Raw genomic sequence first — 17,810 nt, 5'->3', positions numbered from 1 at the left:
TGTTGCCCCTCAGAGCGCCGGCGAGGCTGGATGTGCCCCTCAGGGCGTTGGCGAGGCTGGATGTGCCCCTCAGGGCGCCGGCGAGGCTGGAGGTTGCCCGACAGGGCGTCGGCCAGGCTGGGCGTGGCGGCGGTCAGGCGATTACGTAGAGGCGGTCTTCTACGGGGCGGTAGCCGAGGCGGAGGTAGAGGGCGTTGCTGGTGGGGTTGGAGAGGTCGGTGAAGAGGAGGACCTCGTCCGCCCCCGCCCCCCGCGCCGCCGCGGAGACCGCCGCCGTCACCGCCCCCGCGTACCCGCGCCCACGCAACGCCGGCGGGGTGTACACCGGCGCGACCCGGCTCGTGCCGTGCAGCGGCCGCGTAAAGGCGGCCATCGACACCGGAACCCCCTCGTTCTCCCACACCAGCAGGCCCCCGTACGAGATGCGGTCACGCAGGGCCGCCTCCGAGACCGGCGCCGGCTGATCCGTGTCGATGCCGAACGCCTCGTACCAACGCGACAGCAGCGGCAGGTCCGCCGCCGTGGCCGGACGGGCCGAGCCGGCCGGCGCGGGGTCCGGCGGAACCAGCTCCTCCAGCCGGTAGAGCCGTATCTCCTCCGCCACCTTCGTCTCCCGCCCCCACGCCTGCGCCAGCGCCCGCGCGTCGGCCCGTCGCGCGTTGAATCCGCCGGCCCGTTCCAGCAGCGGCTCGTCGGCCAGCGCCGCGCCGAGCGCGGTCACCGCCTCGGCGCTGAGCTCGCCCAGCAGCAGCGGGTACGGCGGCGTGCACACCATGGCCCCGGCCACCGTGCCGTCCTCCTCCTGCCACCACCCGAAGCAGGGCACGCCGTCCCCGAAGGCGTGCGGGCCGCGCCGCGTCAGCCCGTCGGCGACCGTCAGCATCATCGTGTGCGTCACGGGCCGGGCCGCCACGAACGCGCCCGCGGCGGCGAGATAGGTGTCCATGTCTTCAGTGAATGTCCACGTCATGCAACATGATGACCGGACAATCCAGCCGCACGCACGGGATTTCGACCGTAAAACGGCCGGGAATGGTCTGCCCCCTCCCGCCCGGGCGGACTCACAGGGCGGCGAAGGCGGCCCCTGCGTCCCGCAGCCGCGCGTGCAGCTCGGCGAAGACCGCCGCGGACCGCTCGCCCGGCCAGTCGGAGGGCAGCAGCGCGCTCGGCAGGCCCGGATCCGCGTACGGCAGTCGGCGCCAGGAATCCAGCGCCAGCAGGTAGTCCCGGTACGCCCGTTCCGCGCGACCTCCCTCCGGTGAGCCCCCCGTCTCCGGTGAGCCGCCCGTGCCCGGTGAGCCCCCCGCCTCCGGTGTGCCGCCCTCTCGCGGGCCGCCGACCCGCGGGTCATCCTCCGGCGGGCTCCCCGCCGCCCGCGACTGCCAGCCGCGCAGCACCGGTTCGTGCAGGTCGAGGAACTCCTCGTGCTGCTTGGCGATCGCCGTCAGGTCCCACCACCGCGACACCGCCTCCGCGGTCGGCGCGAACCCCAGGTGCGCGCCGCGGAACAGGTCCACGTACCCGCCCAGGTGCAGCCGGTCCAGGGTGTGCCGGGTCTCCTCGTACAGCCGGGCCGGGGCGATCCACACGCCGGGCGCGGCCGTGCCGAAGCCCAGGCGCGCCAGCCGCGAGCGCAGCAGGTGCCGCTTGTGGCGTTCCTGCTCGGGGACCGAGAAGACCGCCAGGAGCCACTCGTCCGCGCCGCCCCCGGGGGCGTCCGGCGTCCGGTAGATCCGCCGGTCGCCGTCCGCCAGCATCTCGCGCGCCTCCTCCGACAGCGCGTACGCCGCCGCGCCCTGCGCCGTCCGGGCGGGCACCAGGAAGCCGCGGCGTTTGAGCCGGGACACCGAGGAGCGGACGGAGGGCGCGTCGACGCCGGCCGCGCCGAGCAGCCGGATCAGGGCGGCCACGGGGACCGGGCCCCGCTCCGGCCGCCCGTAGGCGCCGTAGAACGTGACGATCAGGGATCGGGGGGTGTGCTGCTCGGCCACCTGATCACTCTAGATCGCGCAGCCGGAACCGCTGCAGTTTGCCGGTGTCGGTGCGGGGCAGCGACGGCAGGAAGACGAAGGACCTGGGGCACTTGTGGGGGGCCAGTTCCGCCTTCATGAAGGTCCGCAGGTCGTCCTCGGAGACGCGGGAGCCGTCCCGCAGCACCGTGTAGGCCACCACGACCTGCCCGCGCCGCTCGTCCGGCCGGCCCACCACCGCCACCTCGGCGACCTCCGGATGGCGCAGCAGGGCGTCCTCCACCTCGGGCCCGGCGATGTTGTACCCCGCGGAGATGATCATGTCGTCGGCCCGGGCGACGTACCGGAAGTACCCGTCCGGCTCGCGGACGTACGTGTCGCCGGTGATGTTCCAGCCGTGCCGCACGTACTCCCGCTGCCGCTCGTCCGCCAGGTACCGGCAGCCCACCGGCCCCCGTACGGCCAGCAGCCCGGGCTCGCCGTCGGGCACCGGCTTGCCCGCCTCGTCGACCACCTGCGCCTGCCAGCCCGGCACCGGGCGCCCGGTGGTGCCCGGCCGGATCTCCTCGTCGGCGGCCGAGATGAAGATGTGCAGCAGCTCGGTGGCGCCGATGCCGTTGATGATCCGCAGCCCGGTGCGCGCGTGCCAGTCCTCCCAGGTCGCGGCCGGCAGGTTCTCGCCGGCCGACACGCAGCGGCGCAGCGCGCTCAGGTCGTGGCCGTCCAGCTCGTCGAGCATCGCCCGGTACGCCGTCGGCGCGGTGAACAGCACCGACACCCGGTGCGCGGCCAGCGCGGGCAGCAGCTGCCGCGGCCCCGCCTGCTCCAGCAGCAGTACGGAGGCGCCCGCGCGCAGCGGGAAGACCACCAGCCCGCCCAGCCCGAAGGTGAAGCCGAGCGGCGGACTGCCCGCGAACACGTCGTCCGGGCCGGGCCGCAGCACCTGCCGGGAGAAGGTGTCGGCGACGGCCAGCAGGTCCCGGTGGAAGTGCATGCAGCCCTTGGGCCGGCCGGTGGTGCCCGAGGTGAAGGCGATCAGCGCCACGTCGTCGGCGGAGGTGTCCACGGCCCGGTACCGGTCCGGTTTGCCCTCGGCCCGCCGCAGCAGGTCGTCCGGGCCCTCGCCGCCGTACGCGGTGATGCGCAGCCCGGCCACCTCGGCCCGGTCCAGGTCCGCCCGTACGGAGGTGTGGCAGAGCGCGTGCGTGACCTCGGCGATCCGGCAGACGGTGGCCAGCTCGTGGGGCCGCTGCTGGGGCAGGACCGTGACGGCCACCGCGCCCGTCTTCATGACGGCCAGCCAGCAGGCGGCCAGCCAGGGACTGGTGGGGCCGCGCAGCAGCACCCGGTTGCCCGGGGCCACGCCCAGGTCCGAGGTGAGGACGTGGGCGATGCGGTCCACGTGCCCCCGCAGCTGCCCGTACGTCCAGGTGCCGCCATCGGCGGTGTGGAAGGCCGGCCGGTCCGGGCCGAAGTCCTCCACCGTCGTGTCCAGCAGCTCCGCACCGCAGTTGAGGCGGTCCGGATAGGCCAGCTCGGGCAGCGGGAAGATCAGTTCGGGCCACTCGTCGACGGGCGGCAGGTGGTCGCGCGTGAACGTGTCCGCGTGAACGGAAGGTTTGAGCTCCAAAGCGGTTCGCCCCCTTGCGACATCCGGGATGGGAAGGGTGGTGCCGGCCGTGCGGATCGCGGATCGAGCGTAACGTCATGGTGACGCCGATCGGCCGGGCGCGATAGACAGAGCACGACGGAAGAACACGTGTCCGACCAGAACTACCGGGCCCGACCTGCCGGATGCCGCCCGATGCACCGGGCGCGCCGGAGGGGCCCGGCCGCATTCACCCGACCGCACTCGCGCGCGCGAGAGGAACGAGGGCCGTGATGCCGGGGTTCGTACTCGAACCGGACCAGGAGCAGTGGTGCGCGGGGCTGCGCGCCCTGGCCGCCGAACGGCTGCGGCCGCTCGCCGAGAAGGGGGAGCCGGGCCGGGTCAACCGCCCGCTGCTCGCCGCCCTCGGCGAAGCCGGCCTGCTGGAGCGTCTGTTCACCTCCGGAGCACTCCAGCTCTGCCTGCTGCGCGAGTCCCTCGCGTACGCGTGCACCGAGGCCGAGACCGCCCTCGCTCTGCAAGGGCTGGGCAGCCACCCGGTGCTGCGGGCCGGCACCGACGCGCAGCGCGAGCGCTGGCTGCCCGAGGTGCGGGCCGGCCGCGCGGTCGCCGCGTTCGCGCTGAGCGAGCCGGACGCCGGCTCCGACGCCGCCGCCCTGGCCCTGCGCGCGGAACCGGACGGCGCGGGCTGGCGGCTGACGGGCGAGAAGCGCTGGATCTCCAACGCCCCGGAGGCCGACTTCTACACCGTGTTCGCCCGGACCGGCGAAGCGGCGGGATCCCGCGGCATCACCGCCTTCCTGGTGCCCGCCGACCGGCCCGGACTCGGCGGCGAGCGGCTGGAGATGCTCTCGCCGCACCCGATCGGCACCCTCGCCTTCGACGGGGTCCCGGTGGGCCCGGACGACCTGCTCGGCGCGCCCGGGAAGGGCTTCCGGGTGGCGATGGACACCCTGAACCTCTTCCGGCCCAGCGTCGGCGCGTTCGCCGTCGGCATGGCGCAGGCCGCACTCGACGCCGCGGTCCGGCACACCGCCCGGCGCACCGCGTTCGGCGGGGTGCTCGGGGACCTCCAGGCGGTCGCCCACCGGGTCGCCGAGATGGCCACCCGCACCGAGGCGGCCCGGCTGCTGGTCTACGCGGCGGCCGGCGCGTACGACAGCGGGGCGGCGGACGTGCCCAAGCGCGCGGCGATGGCGAAGCTGCTGGCCACCGAGACCGCGCAGTACGTCGTCGACCACGCCGTGCAGCTGCACGGGGCGGCCGCCCTGCAACGGGGCCACCTGCTCGAACACCTCTACCGGGAGGTGCGCGCCCCGCGGATCTACGAGGGCGCCAGCGAGGTCCAGCGCACCATCATCGCGAAGGAGCTGTACCGATGAGCCTGGAGCGGATCAACCCGCCCGAACTCTCGCCGCCGACCGGCTTCTCGCACGCGGTCGCCGCGACCGGCAGCCGGCTGGTGATGCTGGCCGGGCAGACCGCGCTGGACGGCGCGGGCAAGGTGGTGGGGGAGACCCTGCCCGAGCAGTTCGAGACGGCGCTCGGCAATCTGCTGGCCGCCCTGGCGGCGGCCGGGGGCGGCCCGGCCGACCTGGCCCGGGTCACCGTGTACGCCACCGACGTCGCCGGGTACCGGGAGCACGCGCCCGAACTGGGCCGCATCTGGCGCCGGCTGGCCGGCCGCGACTATCCGGCCATGGCCGTGATCGGCACCACCCGGCTCTGGGACGAGCAGGCTCTCGTGGAACTGGACGGCATCGCGGTCCTGGAGTAGCCGCGGTCGCCGGCCGGGTGGTGGGCCGGGTGCGGGCGTACGGCAGGGACGTACGCCCGCACCCGGGACGTACGCCCCCCACCTCGCTCCGGTGGTGCGGGGGTCAGCCCTCCAGCAGGGCGCCCATCCACTCCTCGATGCCCGCCACGGTCCGCGGCAGTGCGCCGGACATCAGCCGCGCGCCGTCGGCGGTGATCACGAGGTCGTCCTCGATCCGGACGCCGATGCCGCGCAGTTCGGCGGGGAGCGTCCCGTCGTCGGGCTGGAGGTAGAGGCCGGGCTCGACGGTGAGCACCTGGCCCTCCTCCAGCACGCCGTCGAGGTACGTGTCGGCGCGCGCCTGCGCGCAGTCGTGGACGTCGAGGCCGAGCATGTGGCCGCTGCTGCACAGGGTGTAGCGGCGGTGCAGGTCGCTCTCGGCGTGCTTGAGGACCCCCCACTCGGCCAGGCCCTCGGCGATGACCCGCATGCCGGCCCGGTGGAAGTCGCGGAAGCTCGCGCCGGGGCGCAGCGCGGCGATGCCCGCGTCCTGCGCGGCCAGCACCAGCTCGTAGACCTGGCGCTGGACGGGGGAGAAGCGGCCGGACAGCGGCAGGGTGCGGGTGATGTCGGCGGTGTAGAGGGTGTCGGTCTCGACGCCCGCGTCGAGGAGCAGCAGCTCGTCGGGGTCGAGCCGGCCGTCGTTGCGGATCCAGTGCAGCACGCAGGCGTGCGCCCCGGAGGCGGCGATGGTGTCGTAGCCGGTGCCGTTGCCCTCGGCGCGGGCCCGCAGGCCGAAGACGCCCTCGATCCAGCGTTCGCCGCGCGGGTGGCCGAGGGCCTGCGGCAGCGCCCGTACGACGTCCTCGAAGCCGGCCGTGGTGTGGTCGACGGCCAGCTGGAGCTGCCCGACCTCCCAGGCGTCCTTGATCAGTCGCAGTTCGGAGAGGGCGGCGGTCAGTTCGGTGTCGGCGGGTGCGATGCGGCCGGGGAGGGCGGTCAGGGGGGCGAGTCCGTCGAGGTGCTCGCAGCGGATGCCGGTGAGCCGCTCGGCCTCCGCGAGGTCGGGGCGGCGGCCCACCCAGAACTCGCCGTAGCGGCGGTCGCGGTAGAACTCCTCGTTGCCGCCGGAGCGCGGCGAGCGGGGGCGCAGGTACAGCACCGCCTCGTGGCCGTGCGGGCCGGAGGGCTCCATGACCAGGACGTGGCCGACCTGGTCCTCGCCGGTCAGGCCGGTCAGCCAGGCGTACGCGCTGTGCGGGCGGAACCGGTGGTCGCAGTCGTTCGTACGGACCTTCAACTCGCCGGCGGGGATCACCAGGCGCTCGCCGGAGAAGCGGGCGGAGAGCCGGGCCCGACGGGCCGGCATGACGTCGTACCCGGGGACGCGGGCGCTGTCGGGCAGCGGTGAGGCGGCCCAGTCGGCCGCCATGAAGCGGGACAACTCGGGCGACACGGGAAGGTCGTGGCTGCCGATGTTGAGCCGGGAGGAGGTCTCGGTCACGGGGACTCCCTGAGGGGTGGCGGCGGGCGGAGTGTGGCGCTCCGGAAAACAGGAGGTGCACAGGGGTTGTCAGTGCAATTTCACATTACTATGTTACAGCTCACATCGCCGGGCGGTCCTCCCCGTCAACTGCCCGCCGCAGCAGGGAAGTTCAGCACCACATCCCCCACCTCCCCCTCCCAGCCTGGAGTTCTTGGTGACCAAGCACCGCACCGTGCGCACGTCGTTCCTCGCCGCCGCCATCACCGCCACCCTCCTGGCCTCCGGCGGGCAGGCCCTGGTCCAGGCCGCCGAGACCGGCACCCCCGCCACCGTCCCCGCCGCCCTGTCGGCAGGCCGTCAGGCCCCGGTGGCCGCGCCCGCACCGAACCCCTTCGACGAGGTGCAGCACCTCGCGAAGGCGCCGAACGCCAAGGCCGTCGCGGCCCCGGCCCCCGGCAAGCTGGCCCCGGGCCGTGTCCCCGGCCCGCAGACCAAGCCGCCGGCCGCGGCCAAGACCGCCAAGGGTGCGCTCCCGGCACCCGCCACCACCGCCGGCGTCCCCTGCACCCTCGACGGGATCACCGGGCTGGGCCCGGAGCAGTTCGCCGACTTCCTCGCCGACCCCGCGGTGACCGCGAACGTCTGTCTGCGCTCCCTCATATGGACCTGGGACGCGCGCCTGGCGCCCGTCATGTCCGACGCGCACGTCCAGGCCGTCTCCCGCCGGATATCCGGCCTGGCCGCCGCCCACGACGGGAACAACGGCAGCCACCTGGAGGAGATGTTCACCTACCTCCACGCCGTCGCCTACCACGACCACACGCGCGGCGAGATCGACGTCACCGACGCCCCCACCGTCGACGCCATGCGCCGCGCGATAGCCGACTTCGCCGGCGCCGCCCGCTCCTTCGACGTCACCAAGACCAACGCCAACACCCTGCGCGAGGCCCTGTACGCGGGCAGCGCCCCGGGCCTGCGCCACCACCAGCTCGGCCTGATCGCCAAGGTCCTGGCCACGATGGGACCGGACCGCCCGGCCACCCACCACGACGAGAGCTGGGGCAAGGCGGCCCTCGCGGCCCTGTCGGTGAACTACCTCGGCGTCTACCCCGGCAACCGGGACGCCGCCTTCCACGCCGCGGCCCGCCAGGACGCCTCGTACCGCTCGGTGTTCAAGGCGTTCGCCACCTACGGCCACCTCAAGGGCTCGGTCAACGCCTGGGCCGTGCGCGACGCCATGTCGGAGCTCGGCCGCTTCGGCCAGGTCGACGGGCTGCGCGACACCACCGTCGCGGACCTCGGCTGGGCGCTGAAGCAGCTGGAGAGCTCGTTCGGCCGGGGCACCGAGCAGTGGGCCGCGGTCGTGTCCTGGCTGAAGTTCCACGACGCCTGCGCCCAGTTCCGCGTCTGCAAGGAGGACATCGAGGCCTGGCTCTTCCCGAACCTCTACACGTACGACAACGGCGCCATCAAGGTCCGCACCGCCCTCGACCGCGCCACCGTCGACCAGCTGTACTACGCGAGCAAGCGGGTCAAGGCCCAGTTCCACCGCGTCATCGGCACCGACCAGCCGCTGGCCGGGGACCCCAACTCCACGCTGAACATCGTGCTGTACGCCTCCCGCGCGGACTACGTGAACCTGCACCCGATCCTGACCGGCATGGGCACCGCCAACGGCGGCGTGTACATCGAGCGCGGCGCGACCTTCTACACCTACCAGCGGCGCGTCCCGCAGGACTCCCAGCTCACCCTCGAAGAGCTCTTCCGTCACGAGTACGTGCACTACCTCAACGGCCGCTTCGCCGTCCCCGGCTCCTTCGGCCAGGGCGAGTGGTACCAGGGCGACCGCACCACCGCCATGGACGAGGGCACCGCGGAGTTCTTCGACGGCGCGACCCGCGACGACGGCATCGCCGTCCGCAAGTCCCTGGTCAAGAGCATCATCGCGGACACCGCGGGCGGCGGCCCGCGGATGAGCGTCGAGCAGCTCCTCAACGCCACCTACGACGCGGACGGCTTCCGCTTCTACAGCTACGCGGGCACGTTCTTCGAGTTCCTGTGGGCCGAGAAGCCCTCGCTGCTCCAGGAGATGTACAAGCACCTGCGGGCCGACGACCCGGCGGGCTTCGACGCCTGGCGCAACCGGCTCGGCGCGGACACCTACCTGCAGCGCGACTACGACCGCTTCCTGACCGCCCAGATCGCCAAGGTCGACCAGCTGTTCGTGCCGAACACGGTCTTCACCCCGGTCGACCGGCTGCGCGACTCGGCCCTGGCCGACGTCAAGGCGAGCTTCCACCAGGCCACGTACAACAACCCCGACTGCGTCGAGAACGGCGAGCCGGGCAAGCGCCGCTTCGTCTGTACCGGCAAGATCACGGCGAACCTGAAGAACTGGCGCAGCGACGACCAGAACTTCAAGGACATGTCCGAGACCGTCGACTACTTCATCCTCGACCGCGCCGGCGCCGCCTCCAACAACCTGGCCGACATGAACTGCTCGTTCGGCCCGGTGGAGGTCTGGGCGAGCCGCGTCGCCGGTACGTCCACCTACTCCTGCGACGGCCCGCTGCGCGGCTGATCCCGGGATGAGGCCGGTCCCGGACCCGCGGGGGGCGGGACCGGGACCGGCCGTTCCGGATACCCCGGGTGAACTCTTGTCCCCCCTCTGAAGAATGTGACATATTACTGTCGTGCCCAACAGACTCTCCCCCGACGTCGTGATCATCGGCGCCGGCGTCGTCGGAGCGGCCTGCGCCTACTACGCAGCCCGCTCCGGACTCTCCGTCGCAGTCGTCGACCGCGGTCCCGTCGCGGGCGGCACCACCGGTGCGGGGGAGGGCAACCTGCTCGTCTCCGACAAGGAGGCGGGCCCCGAACTCGACCTCGCGCTGCTGTCCACCCGACTGTGGCACGAGCTGGCCGCGGAGCCGGACGTTCTCCCACCCGAGACCGAGTACGAGCCCAAGGGTGGCCTCGTCGTGGCGCCCGACGAGGCCACCCTGAAGGCCCTGCGCGTCTTCGCCGAGGGCCAGCGGGCGGCCGGCGTGGAATCCCGCGAGGCCGCCGCGGACGACCTGCACGCGCTGGAACCGCACCTGGCCCCCGGCCTCGCGGGCGGCTTCCACTACCCGCAGGACGCCCAGGTCCAGCCCGCCCAGGCGGCCGCCCGGCTGCTCAGGGCCTCCGGCGCCGTCACCTACCTCGGCGAAGAGGTCACCGGCTTCCTCACCGGGCCGGACGGCGCCGTCCGCGGGGTCCGCACCGCCCGCCGCGACATCGCCGCCCCCGCCGTCGTCAACGCGGCCGGCACCTGGGGCGGCCGGATCGCCGAACTCGCCGGCACCAGCCTGCCGGTGCTGCCGCGCCGCGGGTTCGTGCTGGTCACCGAACCGCTGCCGCGCGTGGTGCGCCACAAGGTGTACGCCGCCGACTACATCGCCAACGTGGCGAGCGACTCGGCCGCCCTGCAGTCCTCGGCGGTCGTCGAGGGCACGCCCGGCGGGCCCGTACTGATCGGCGCCACCCGCGAACGGATCGGCTTCGACCGCACCCTGTCCACCGAGGCGCTGCGCCGGCTCGCCGGCCAGGCCGCCGCGCTGTTCCCGGTCCTCGCCGGGGTCAAGGTCATGCGGACCTACCACGGCTTCCGGCCGTACCTGCCCGACCACCTGCCGGCCATCGGCCCGGACCCCCGGGTGCCCGGCCTGTTCCACGCCTGCGGCCACGAGGGCGCCGGCATCGGCCTCGCCCCCGGCACCGGCCTGCTCGTCGCCCAGGTCCTGACCGGAGCCGAACCGGTCCTGGACCTCGCGCCGTTCCGCCCGGACCGCTTCGGGGAGGGGCCGGACGAGGGGCCGGCCGGCGCACCGGTCTCCGGTCCGGCCGACGGCATGGCGGACGGACCCGCGGCCGGACGGGTCTCCGGCCCGACCGACGGCCCGACCGACGGCCCGGCGGACCCCGGCCACCCCACCCACGGAGCGAACGGAGCCGGCCGATGAGCGACCCGCGCGACCTGGTCCGGGGCACCCCGGACGCCACCTTCACCCTCGACTTCGACGGCCGGGCCCTGCCCGCCCAGAGCGGCCAGACCATCGCCGCCGTGCTCTGGGGCGCGGGCATCATGGCCTGGCGCACCACCCGTCAGGGCGGCAGCCCGCGCGGCGCGTTCTGCGGGATCGGCAGCTGCTACGACTGCCTCGTCACCGTCAACGGACGCCCCAACCAGCGCGCCTGCCTGGTCGCCGCCCGCCCGGACGACACCGTCACGACCCAGGAAGGGACCGGCCATGCCGAACTCGGCGTCTGATCCCCGCCACCCGGCCGCCGCCCCCCTGTCGGGCCCGCCGGCCACCGCGGTCGCGGCCACCGCCACGGCGGCCTCCGGCGCCCCGGCCACCGCGGCCGGCGCCTCCGCCGACACCGCCGGTGCGCCCGCCGCCGGCCTCGCCGTGGTCGGTGCCGGGCCGGCCGGCCTGGCCGCCGCCGTCACCGCCGCCGACCTGGGCCTGCGCGTCACCGTGCTGGACGCCGGCGAACGCCCCGGCGGCCAGTACTACCGCCACCCCGCCGCCGCCCTCGGCGCCGAACACCCCGAGGCACTGCACCACGGCTGGGCCGCCTTCGCCTCGCGCGAGCGGCGGCTGCGCGCCCACGAGCGGGCCGGCCGGATCCGGTACCTCTCCTCCCACCACGTGTGGACCGTGGTCCGCGACGCGGCCGCGGCCGCCGACGGCTCGGGGGAGTGGCTCCTGCACGCCCTCGCAGGCCCCGAGGAGCGCCCCGTCACCGTGCGGGCCCGCGCGGTCCTGCTCGCCACCGGTGCGTACGAGCGCCAACTGCCATTCCCCGGCTGGACCCTGCCCGGCGTGGTCGGGGCCGGCGGCGCCCAGGCCATGCTGAAGTCCGGGCTGGTGCTGCCCGGGCGCAGGGTGGTCGTGGCGGGCAGCGGCCCGCTGCTGCTGGCCGTCGCCGGATCCCTGGCGGCCGCCGGGGCGAGCGTTCCGGCCGTCGTCGAGGCCGCCGCGTACACGAACTACGCCGGCCGGCTGCCCGCCCTGCTGCGCAACCCCGGCAAGCTCGTCGAAGGCGCCACGTACGGCGGTGCGCTGGTGCGCCACGGCATCCGGCTGCTCACCCGCGCCGCCGTCACCGAGGCCCACGGCACCGACCGGGTCGAGGCCGTCACCGTCTCCCGGCTGGACCGCGACTGGCGGCCCGTGCCCGGCACCGCGCGCCGCGTCCCCTGCGACGCGCTCGCCGTCGGCCACGGCCTGGTCCCCCAGCTGGAACTGGCCACCGGCCTGGGCTGTGCCACCCGCACCACCGCCGACGGCACCGCCGCCCTCGTCCTGGACCGGGCGCAGCGCACCTCGGTGCCCGGCATCTGGTCGGCGGGCGAGACCGGCGGCATCGGCGGGGCCCAACTGGCTCTGGCCGAGGGCGAGCTGGCGGCCCGTTCGGTGGCGGGCCGGCCGCTGCCCGCCGAACTGGTGCGCCGCCGCGCCCGGCTGCGCGCCTTCGCCGACGCGATGGGCGCCGCCCACCGCCCCGGCGCGGGCTGGACCGGCTGGCTCACCGACGAGACGGACGTGTGCCGCTGCGAGGAAGTGCCGGCCGGGACGGTCCGCGAGGCGGTCCGTGACCTCGGAGCGCAGGACGCCCGGACCGTCAAGCTGCTCACCCGGGCCGGCATGGGCTGGTGCCAGGGCCGGATGTGCGGCCAGGCCGTCGCCGCCCTCGCCGGCTGCGCGCCCGGCCCCGACCGGCGTCCGCTGTCCTGCCCGGTCCCGCTCGGCCACCTCGCCGCCCTGCCGGCGGCCCCGGGAGCGCCGGCCGCGCAGCTCTCGCAGCCCTCCCCGCCGACCCCGGAGCATGCTTCGGATCCGTCCTCCGAGCCGTCTTCGGACCGGCCGGCAGGGGGCGGTTCCGCCGCCGGTCTGCCCGCCGACCGCTGATCACACCCGTCCCGGCCCTTGTGGCCGGTGTACGGCGGCTAGTAAAATGTCACACACCACACTAGGGAGTCCTGCCATGACCCACGCGTCCACCCCCACTCGTACCCGTCCCTGGCACGGAATCATGGTCGCCACCACGCTGCCGCTGCGTGAAGACCGCTCCGTCGACTACGACGCGTACGCCGAGCACGTGGCCTGGCTGATCGCCAACGGCTGCGACGGCGTGGTCCCCAACGGCTCGCTCGGCGAGTACCAGACCCTCACCGACGAGGAGCGCGCCCGCGTCGTGCGCACCGCCGTCGAGGCGGCCGGCGACGGAGACCGCGTGATGCCCGGCGTCGCCGCGTACGGCAGCGCCGAGTCCCGCCGCTGGGCCGACCAGGCCGCGGAGGCCGGCGCCGGATCCGTCCTGCTGCTCCCGCCGAACGCCTTCCGCGCCGACGAGGACACCGTACGCGCCCACTACGCCGAGGTCGCCGGCGCGGGCCTGCCCATCGTCGCGTACAACAACCCGATCGACACCAAGGTCGACCTGACCCCCGCGCTGCTGGCCCGCCTGCACGCCGACGGCAGCATCGTCGCCGTCAAGGAGTTCAGCGGAGACGTCCGCCGCGCCTACGAGATCGCCGAGCTCGCCCCGGGCCTCGACCTGCTCATCGGCGCCGACGACGTCCTGCTGGAGCTGGCCCTCGCGGGCGCCGTCGGCTGGATCGCCGGCTACCCCAACGCCCTCCCGCAGTCCTGCGCCACCCTCTACCGCGCCGCCGTCGCCGGCGACGTGGAGACCGCGCTGCCGCTCTACAAGTCCCTGCACTCGCTGCTGCGCTGGGACTCCAAGACGGAGTTCGTCCAGGCCATCAAGCTCTCGATGGACCTCGCCGGCCGCCCCGGCGGCACCACCCGGCCGCCGCGCTTCCCCCTGACGGGGGAGATCGAGGCCGCCGTGCGCGCCGCCACCGAGAAGGCGCTCGCCGAGGGCCACAACTAAACGCACCGGACCATCCCGGTCGCCGGGCCGCAGGGCCCGGCAAACCGCCACACACGACGAGGACGAGGGGGGACCCCCATGCGCACACGGCACGTCTACCACGCGGTGGACTCGCACACCGAAGGCATGCCGACCCGGGTCATCACCGGCGGCGTCGGGGTCATCCCCGGCGCCACGATGGCCGAGCGGCGGCTGCACTTCATCGAGCACATGGACGAACTGCGCGGACTGCTCATGTTCGAGCCGCGCGGCCACTCCGCGATGAGCGGCGCGATCCTCCAGCCGCCGACCCGCCCCGACGCCGACTACGGGGTCCTCTACATCGAGGTCTCCGGTCTGCTGCCCATGTGCGGGCACGGGACCATCGGGGTCGCCACCGTCCTCGTCGAGACCGGCATGGTGCCGGTCACCGAACCCGTCACCACCGTCCGGCTGGACACCCCGGCCGGCCTGGTGAGCGTCGACGTCCAGGTGGACGACGGCGCCGCCACCGCGGTGACCTTCACCAACGTCCCCGCCTTCTCCGTGGGGCTGGACCTCAAGGCCGAGGTGCCCGGCTACGGCACGGTCACCTACGACCTGGCCTACGGCGGCAACTTCTACGCCTTCGTCGACCTCGACGCCCTCGGACTGCCCTTCGACCGGGCCCGCAAGCAGGACCTGGTGACCGCCGGGCTCGCGGTCATGGACGCGATCAACCACTCCCCGCAGCGGCCCGTGCACCCCGAGGACCCGCGCATCGCCGGCGTCAAGCACGTCTACCTCGCCGCGCCCGGCTCCGACGCGACCCGCTCGCGGCACGCCATGGCCATTCACCCCGGCTGGTTCGACCGCTCCCCGTGCGGCACCGGCACCTCCGCCCGGATGGCCCAGCTGCACGCCCGCGGCGAACTCCCCCTCGACCGCGACTTCGTCAACGAGTCCTTCATCGGGACCGAGTTCACCGGCCGGCTGATCGCCGAGACCACCGTCGCCGGACTGCCCGCCGTGGTGCCCACCGTCACCGGGCGGGCCTGGATCACCGGCACCGCCCAGTACTTCGTCGACCCGACCGACCCGTTCCCCGGAGGGTTCCTCCTGTGAGTTCGACCGCGTACGCCGCCGGCACCGTGCACACGACCGACTACCACACGGCGGGCGAACCCTTCCGGATCGTCACCGGCGGACTGCCGGCGGCCCCCGGCGACACCGTCGCCGAGCGCTGCGCCACCGCAATCGGCCCCGGCGGCTCCGGCACCGCGCCGCGGCGCGGCCCGCTGGACGACGTACGCCGGATGCTGGTGCAGGAGCCGCGCGGCCACGCGGGCATGTACGGCGGGTTCCTCGTGCCGCCGGACGACGACGGCGCCCACCTCGGCGTGCTCTTCTGGCACAAGGACGGCTACTCCACCGCCTGCGGCCACGGCACCATGGCGCTCGGCGCCTGGGCCGTGGACACCGGTCTGGTACCCGCCCCGCACGACGGCGACGCGCAGGTCCGCATCGACGTCCCCTCCGGGCGGGTCACGGCCACCGTGCACCGGGTCGACGGCCGCACCTCCGGCGTCACCTTCCGCAACGTCCCGGCCCGGGTCACCGCCCGCAAGGTGCCCGTCGCCACCGGCTTCGGCATCGCCGAGGTGGACATCTCGCACGCCGGCGCCTGCTACGCCTCGGTGTCCGCGCGGTCCCTCGGCCTCCAGGTCACCCGCGCCGCGCTGCCCGACCTGGTGCGCGCGGGCCAGGAGATCCGCGCCGCGCTCGCCACCCACCCGGGCACCTGGCACCCGGAGAGCCCGCTGCTGTCCGGGGTGTACGGGGTGATCCTGTACGACGAGCTGCCCGACACCCCGTTCGGCCCGCACCAGCGCAACGTCACGGTGTTCGCCGACGGCCAGATCGACCGCTCGCCGTGCGGTTCGGGCACCTCCGCCCGGCTCGCCCTGCTCGCCGAGGACGGCCTGCTCGCCGCCGGCGACGACCTGCTCCACGAGTCCGTCACGGGCACCGTCTTCACCGGCCGCCACCTCGGCCGGGGGATCACCGAGGTGACGGGCACCGCCTACCGCACCGGCGAACACGCCTTCGTCCTCGACCCGCGCGACTCCCTCGGCCTCGGGTTCCTGCTGTGAGCGCCGTGCGTTCCGCCGGCGTGGCGGACACCGTGCTGCGCCTCGGCGAGGCGGACGTCGCCGCGTTGGTCACGCCCGCCGGCGCGGTCGAGGCGCTGGCGGCGGTGCTGCGCGACGGGCTCGACCCTGAGAGCTGCCCGCACCGCACCAGCATGCCGGTGCCCGCGGGCGAACTCCTGCTGATGCCCGCCGCCGGCGGCGGCTACGCCGGGGTCAAGATCGCCGGGGTGGCGCCCGGCAACGCCGCCCGCGGCCTGCCCCGGATCACCGGCAGCTACCTGCTGCTGGACGGGACCACGCTGCACCCGGTGGCGCTGCTGGACGGCGCGGCCCTCACCGCGCTGCGCACCCCGGCGGTCTCCGCCCTCGCGGTGCGGCACCTGGCGGCCCGACGCCCCCTGCGCACCGTCGTGTTCGGGTCCGGACCGCAGGCGTACGGGCACCTGGCGGCGCTGCTCGCCGTACGGGAGCTCGCCGAGGTCGTGGTGGTGGCGCGCAACGCGGCCGCCGGGGCCTCGCTGGCCGACCACGCCCGTACCCTGGGCGTGCCCGCCGCCCGTACCGGCACGGCCGCCGACGTGGCGGGGGCGGACCTGGTGGTGTGCTGCACCACCGCCCGGGAGCCGCTCTTCGACGGCCGGCTGGTGCCCGACGGCGCCACCGTCGTCGCCGTCGGCTCGCACGAACCGGACGCCCGGGAGACCGACACGGCGCTGGTGCGCCGGGCCGCGGTGTACGTGGAGTCCCGGGCGGCGGCGCTGCGGGAGGCCGGCGACCTGCTGATCCCGGAGGCCGAGGGGGCGATCGGGCCGGGCCACGTCGCGGGTACGCTCGCGGATCTGGTGCGCGGACGGCCGGGAGGACGCCCGCCGGGTGGTCCGCAGCTCTTCAAGAGCGTGGGCATGGCCTGGGAAGATCTCGCCGTGGCCGCGGCTGTGTACGCCGCGGCCGTCGCGGGCAGCGAAACGTGACATTGTACGCTGTTCCTCTGCCCGGCGTAGGCGTCGGGCGTCTCGGAGGAAGAGCAATGGGTGACCTGAAGCAGCACAGTCTCATCAAGGCCCAGGAACGGCTTCGCGACCAGGTCGGTCACGCACTCCGAGCCGCCCTGATAGCGGGTGAGCTGCGGCCCGGCAACGTCTACTCGGCGCCCGGCCTCGCGGCGGAACTCGGCGTCTCGGCCACCCCGGTGCGCGAGGCGATGCTGGACCTGGCCCGCGAGGGCCTGGTGGAGCCGGTACGGAACAAGGGCTTCCGCATCACCGAGGTCAGCGAGCGCGACCTCGACCAGTACACCGAGCTGCGCACCATGATCGAGGTGCCGACGATCGGGCGGATCACGAAGATCGCGACCGCCGAGCAGCTGGAGGCCCTGCGGCCGATCGCGCTGGAGATCGTCACCAGCGCGCGCGAGCACAACCTCATCGGCTACCTGGAGGCCGACCGGCGCTTCCACCTGTCCCTGCTGGCGCTGGCCGGCAACGACCGGCTGGTGGAGACCGTCGGCGACCTGCGCAAGCGGTCCCGGCTGTACGGGCTGACCGGCCTGGACGAGGCCGGCAAGCTCGTCTCCTCCGCGGAGGAGCACATCGAGCTGCTCGACCTGATGCTCACCGGGGACGCGGAGGCGGCCGAGGAGTGCATGCGGCGCCACCTGGGCCACGTGCGCTCGCTGTGGGCGCAGGGGCGGGACGAGCCGGTGGGGCAGCGCCCGAAGCTCGGGCTCGGCAAGGCCGGCGGCGCGTAGCGGCGGGTCGTCGCACGGAACACGGTTGGGGCACGGACCTGCGGGTCCGTGCCCCAACGTGCTTCCGGGGGCGGTCATTTGGACACGGCTGGATAACGACGCGACAGATCCCTTGTCAGTACAATTTCACATTACTATGTTACGGGTCACATCTCAGAGCGTTCTTGAGCGCGGCCCTTCCCT

15 protein-coding genes are annotated in these 17,810 nt (G+C 74.4%); 11 read left to right on the top strand and 4 right to left on the bottom strand.

Features of this window, described 5'->3' with window-relative positions; genetic code table 11:
- Positions 1–133: 133 nt before the first annotated feature.
- The 3 genes from OG764_RS10130 to OG764_RS10120 form a co-directional block, all read right to left on the bottom strand.
- The gene (locus OG764_RS10130) at positions 134–970 is read right to left on the bottom strand and encodes a GNAT family N-acetyltransferase (RefSeq protein ID WP_328968089.1); all 837 of its coding nucleotides are present in this window, start codon (positions 968–970) and stop codon (positions 134–136) included.
- 91 nt (positions 971–1,061) lie between these two features.
- The gene (locus OG764_RS10125) at positions 1,062–1,991 is read right to left on the bottom strand and encodes a PaaX family transcriptional regulator (protein ID WP_328968088.1); all 930 of its coding nucleotides are present in this window, start codon (positions 1,989–1,991) and stop codon (positions 1,062–1,064) included.
- Positions 1,992–1,995: 4 nt separating this feature from the next.
- Complete coding sequence (locus tag OG764_RS10120; RefSeq protein ID WP_328968087.1) at positions 1,996–3,600, bottom strand: AMP-binding protein; 1,605 nt, start codon at positions 3,598–3,600, stop codon at positions 1,996–1,998.
- A 251-nt stretch (positions 3,601–3,851) separates the two neighbouring features.
- Between OG764_RS10120 and OG764_RS10115 the strand changes: the two genes are divergently transcribed.
- The gene (locus tag OG764_RS10115; RefSeq protein ID WP_328968086.1) at positions 3,852–4,961 is read left to right on the top strand and encodes an acyl-CoA dehydrogenase family protein; all 1,110 of its coding nucleotides are present in this window, start codon (positions 3,852–3,854) and stop codon (positions 4,959–4,961) included.
- Positions 4,958–5,356 (top strand): RidA family protein, encoded by a 399-nt coding sequence (locus OG764_RS10110; protein WP_328968085.1) that lies wholly within the window; start codon positions 4,958–4,960, stop codon positions 5,354–5,356. The genes OG764_RS10115 and OG764_RS10110 overlap by 4 nt, the downstream gene beginning before the upstream one ends.
- A 103-nt stretch (positions 5,357–5,459) precedes the next feature.
- On the opposite strand, the gene OG764_RS10105 is transcribed toward OG764_RS10110, so the two are convergent.
- On the bottom strand, positions 5,460–6,839 hold the full coding sequence (locus OG764_RS10105) for an aminopeptidase P family protein (protein ID WP_328968084.1): 1,380 nt from the start codon (positions 6,837–6,839) through the stop codon (positions 5,460–5,462).
- A 196-nt stretch (positions 6,840–7,035) separates the two neighbouring features.
- Here OG764_RS10105 and OG764_RS10100 point away from each other — a divergent pair, with 196 nt between their 5' ends.
- The 9 genes from OG764_RS10100 to OG764_RS10060 all read left to right on the top strand — a co-directional run bounded on the left by OG764_RS10100 (position 7,036) and on the right by OG764_RS10060 (position 17,627).
- Complete coding sequence (locus OG764_RS10100; protein WP_328968083.1) at positions 7,036–9,402, top strand: collagenase; 2,367 nt, start codon at positions 7,036–7,038, stop codon at positions 9,400–9,402.
- Between the two features lie 112 nt (positions 9,403–9,514).
- On the top strand, positions 9,515–10,825 hold the full coding sequence (locus tag OG764_RS10095) for an NAD(P)/FAD-dependent oxidoreductase (RefSeq protein ID WP_328968082.1): 1,311 nt from the start codon (positions 9,515–9,517) through the stop codon (positions 10,823–10,825).
- Positions 10,822–11,133, top strand: coding sequence for a (2Fe-2S)-binding protein (locus OG764_RS10090; RefSeq protein WP_328968081.1), 312 nt, complete (start codon positions 10,822–10,824; stop codon positions 11,131–11,133). Before OG764_RS10095 ends, OG764_RS10090 begins: the two co-directional genes overlap by 4 nt.
- The gene (locus OG764_RS10085) at positions 11,114–12,781 is read left to right on the top strand and encodes an FAD/NAD(P)-dependent oxidoreductase (protein WP_328968080.1); all 1,668 of its coding nucleotides are present in this window, start codon (positions 11,114–11,116) and stop codon (positions 12,779–12,781) included. Before OG764_RS10090 ends, OG764_RS10085 begins: the two co-directional genes overlap by 20 nt.
- Positions 12,782–12,857: 76 nt before the next feature.
- Positions 12,858–13,769 (top strand): dihydrodipicolinate synthase family protein, encoded by a 912-nt coding sequence (locus OG764_RS10080; protein WP_328968079.1) that lies wholly within the window; start codon positions 12,858–12,860, stop codon positions 13,767–13,769.
- Positions 13,770–13,847: 78 nt separating this feature from the next.
- A complete protein-coding gene (locus tag OG764_RS10075) occupies positions 13,848–14,852 on the top strand; it encodes a proline racemase family protein (protein WP_328968078.1) in 1,005 nt (334 codons plus the stop codon).
- Positions 14,849–15,880 carry a proline racemase family protein gene (locus tag OG764_RS10070; protein WP_328968077.1) on the top strand — a complete coding sequence of 344 codons (1,032 nt, stop codon included), beginning with the start codon at positions 14,849–14,851 and terminating at the stop codon, positions 15,878–15,880. Before OG764_RS10075 ends, OG764_RS10070 begins: the two co-directional genes overlap by 4 nt.
- The gene (locus OG764_RS10065) at positions 15,877–16,851 is read left to right on the top strand and encodes an ornithine cyclodeaminase family protein (RefSeq protein ID WP_328968076.1); all 975 of its coding nucleotides are present in this window, start codon (positions 15,877–15,879) and stop codon (positions 16,849–16,851) included. The genes OG764_RS10070 and OG764_RS10065 overlap by 4 nt, the downstream gene beginning before the upstream one ends.
- Positions 16,852–16,907: 56 nt before the next feature.
- On the top strand, positions 16,908–17,627 hold the full coding sequence (locus OG764_RS10060) for a GntR family transcriptional regulator (RefSeq protein ID WP_328968075.1): 720 nt from the start codon (positions 16,908–16,910) through the stop codon (positions 17,625–17,627).
- Positions 17,628–17,810 lie beyond the last annotated feature (183 nt).

Origin of the sequence: Streptomyces sp. NBC_00239 (genome assembly GCF_036194065.1) — a bacterium.
Lineage (GTDB): Bacteria > Actinomycetota > Actinomycetes > Streptomycetales > Streptomycetaceae > Streptomyces.
The sequence above is the reverse complement of the archived record's forward strand: the minus strand, read 5'-3'. Positions and strand labels throughout refer to the sequence as shown.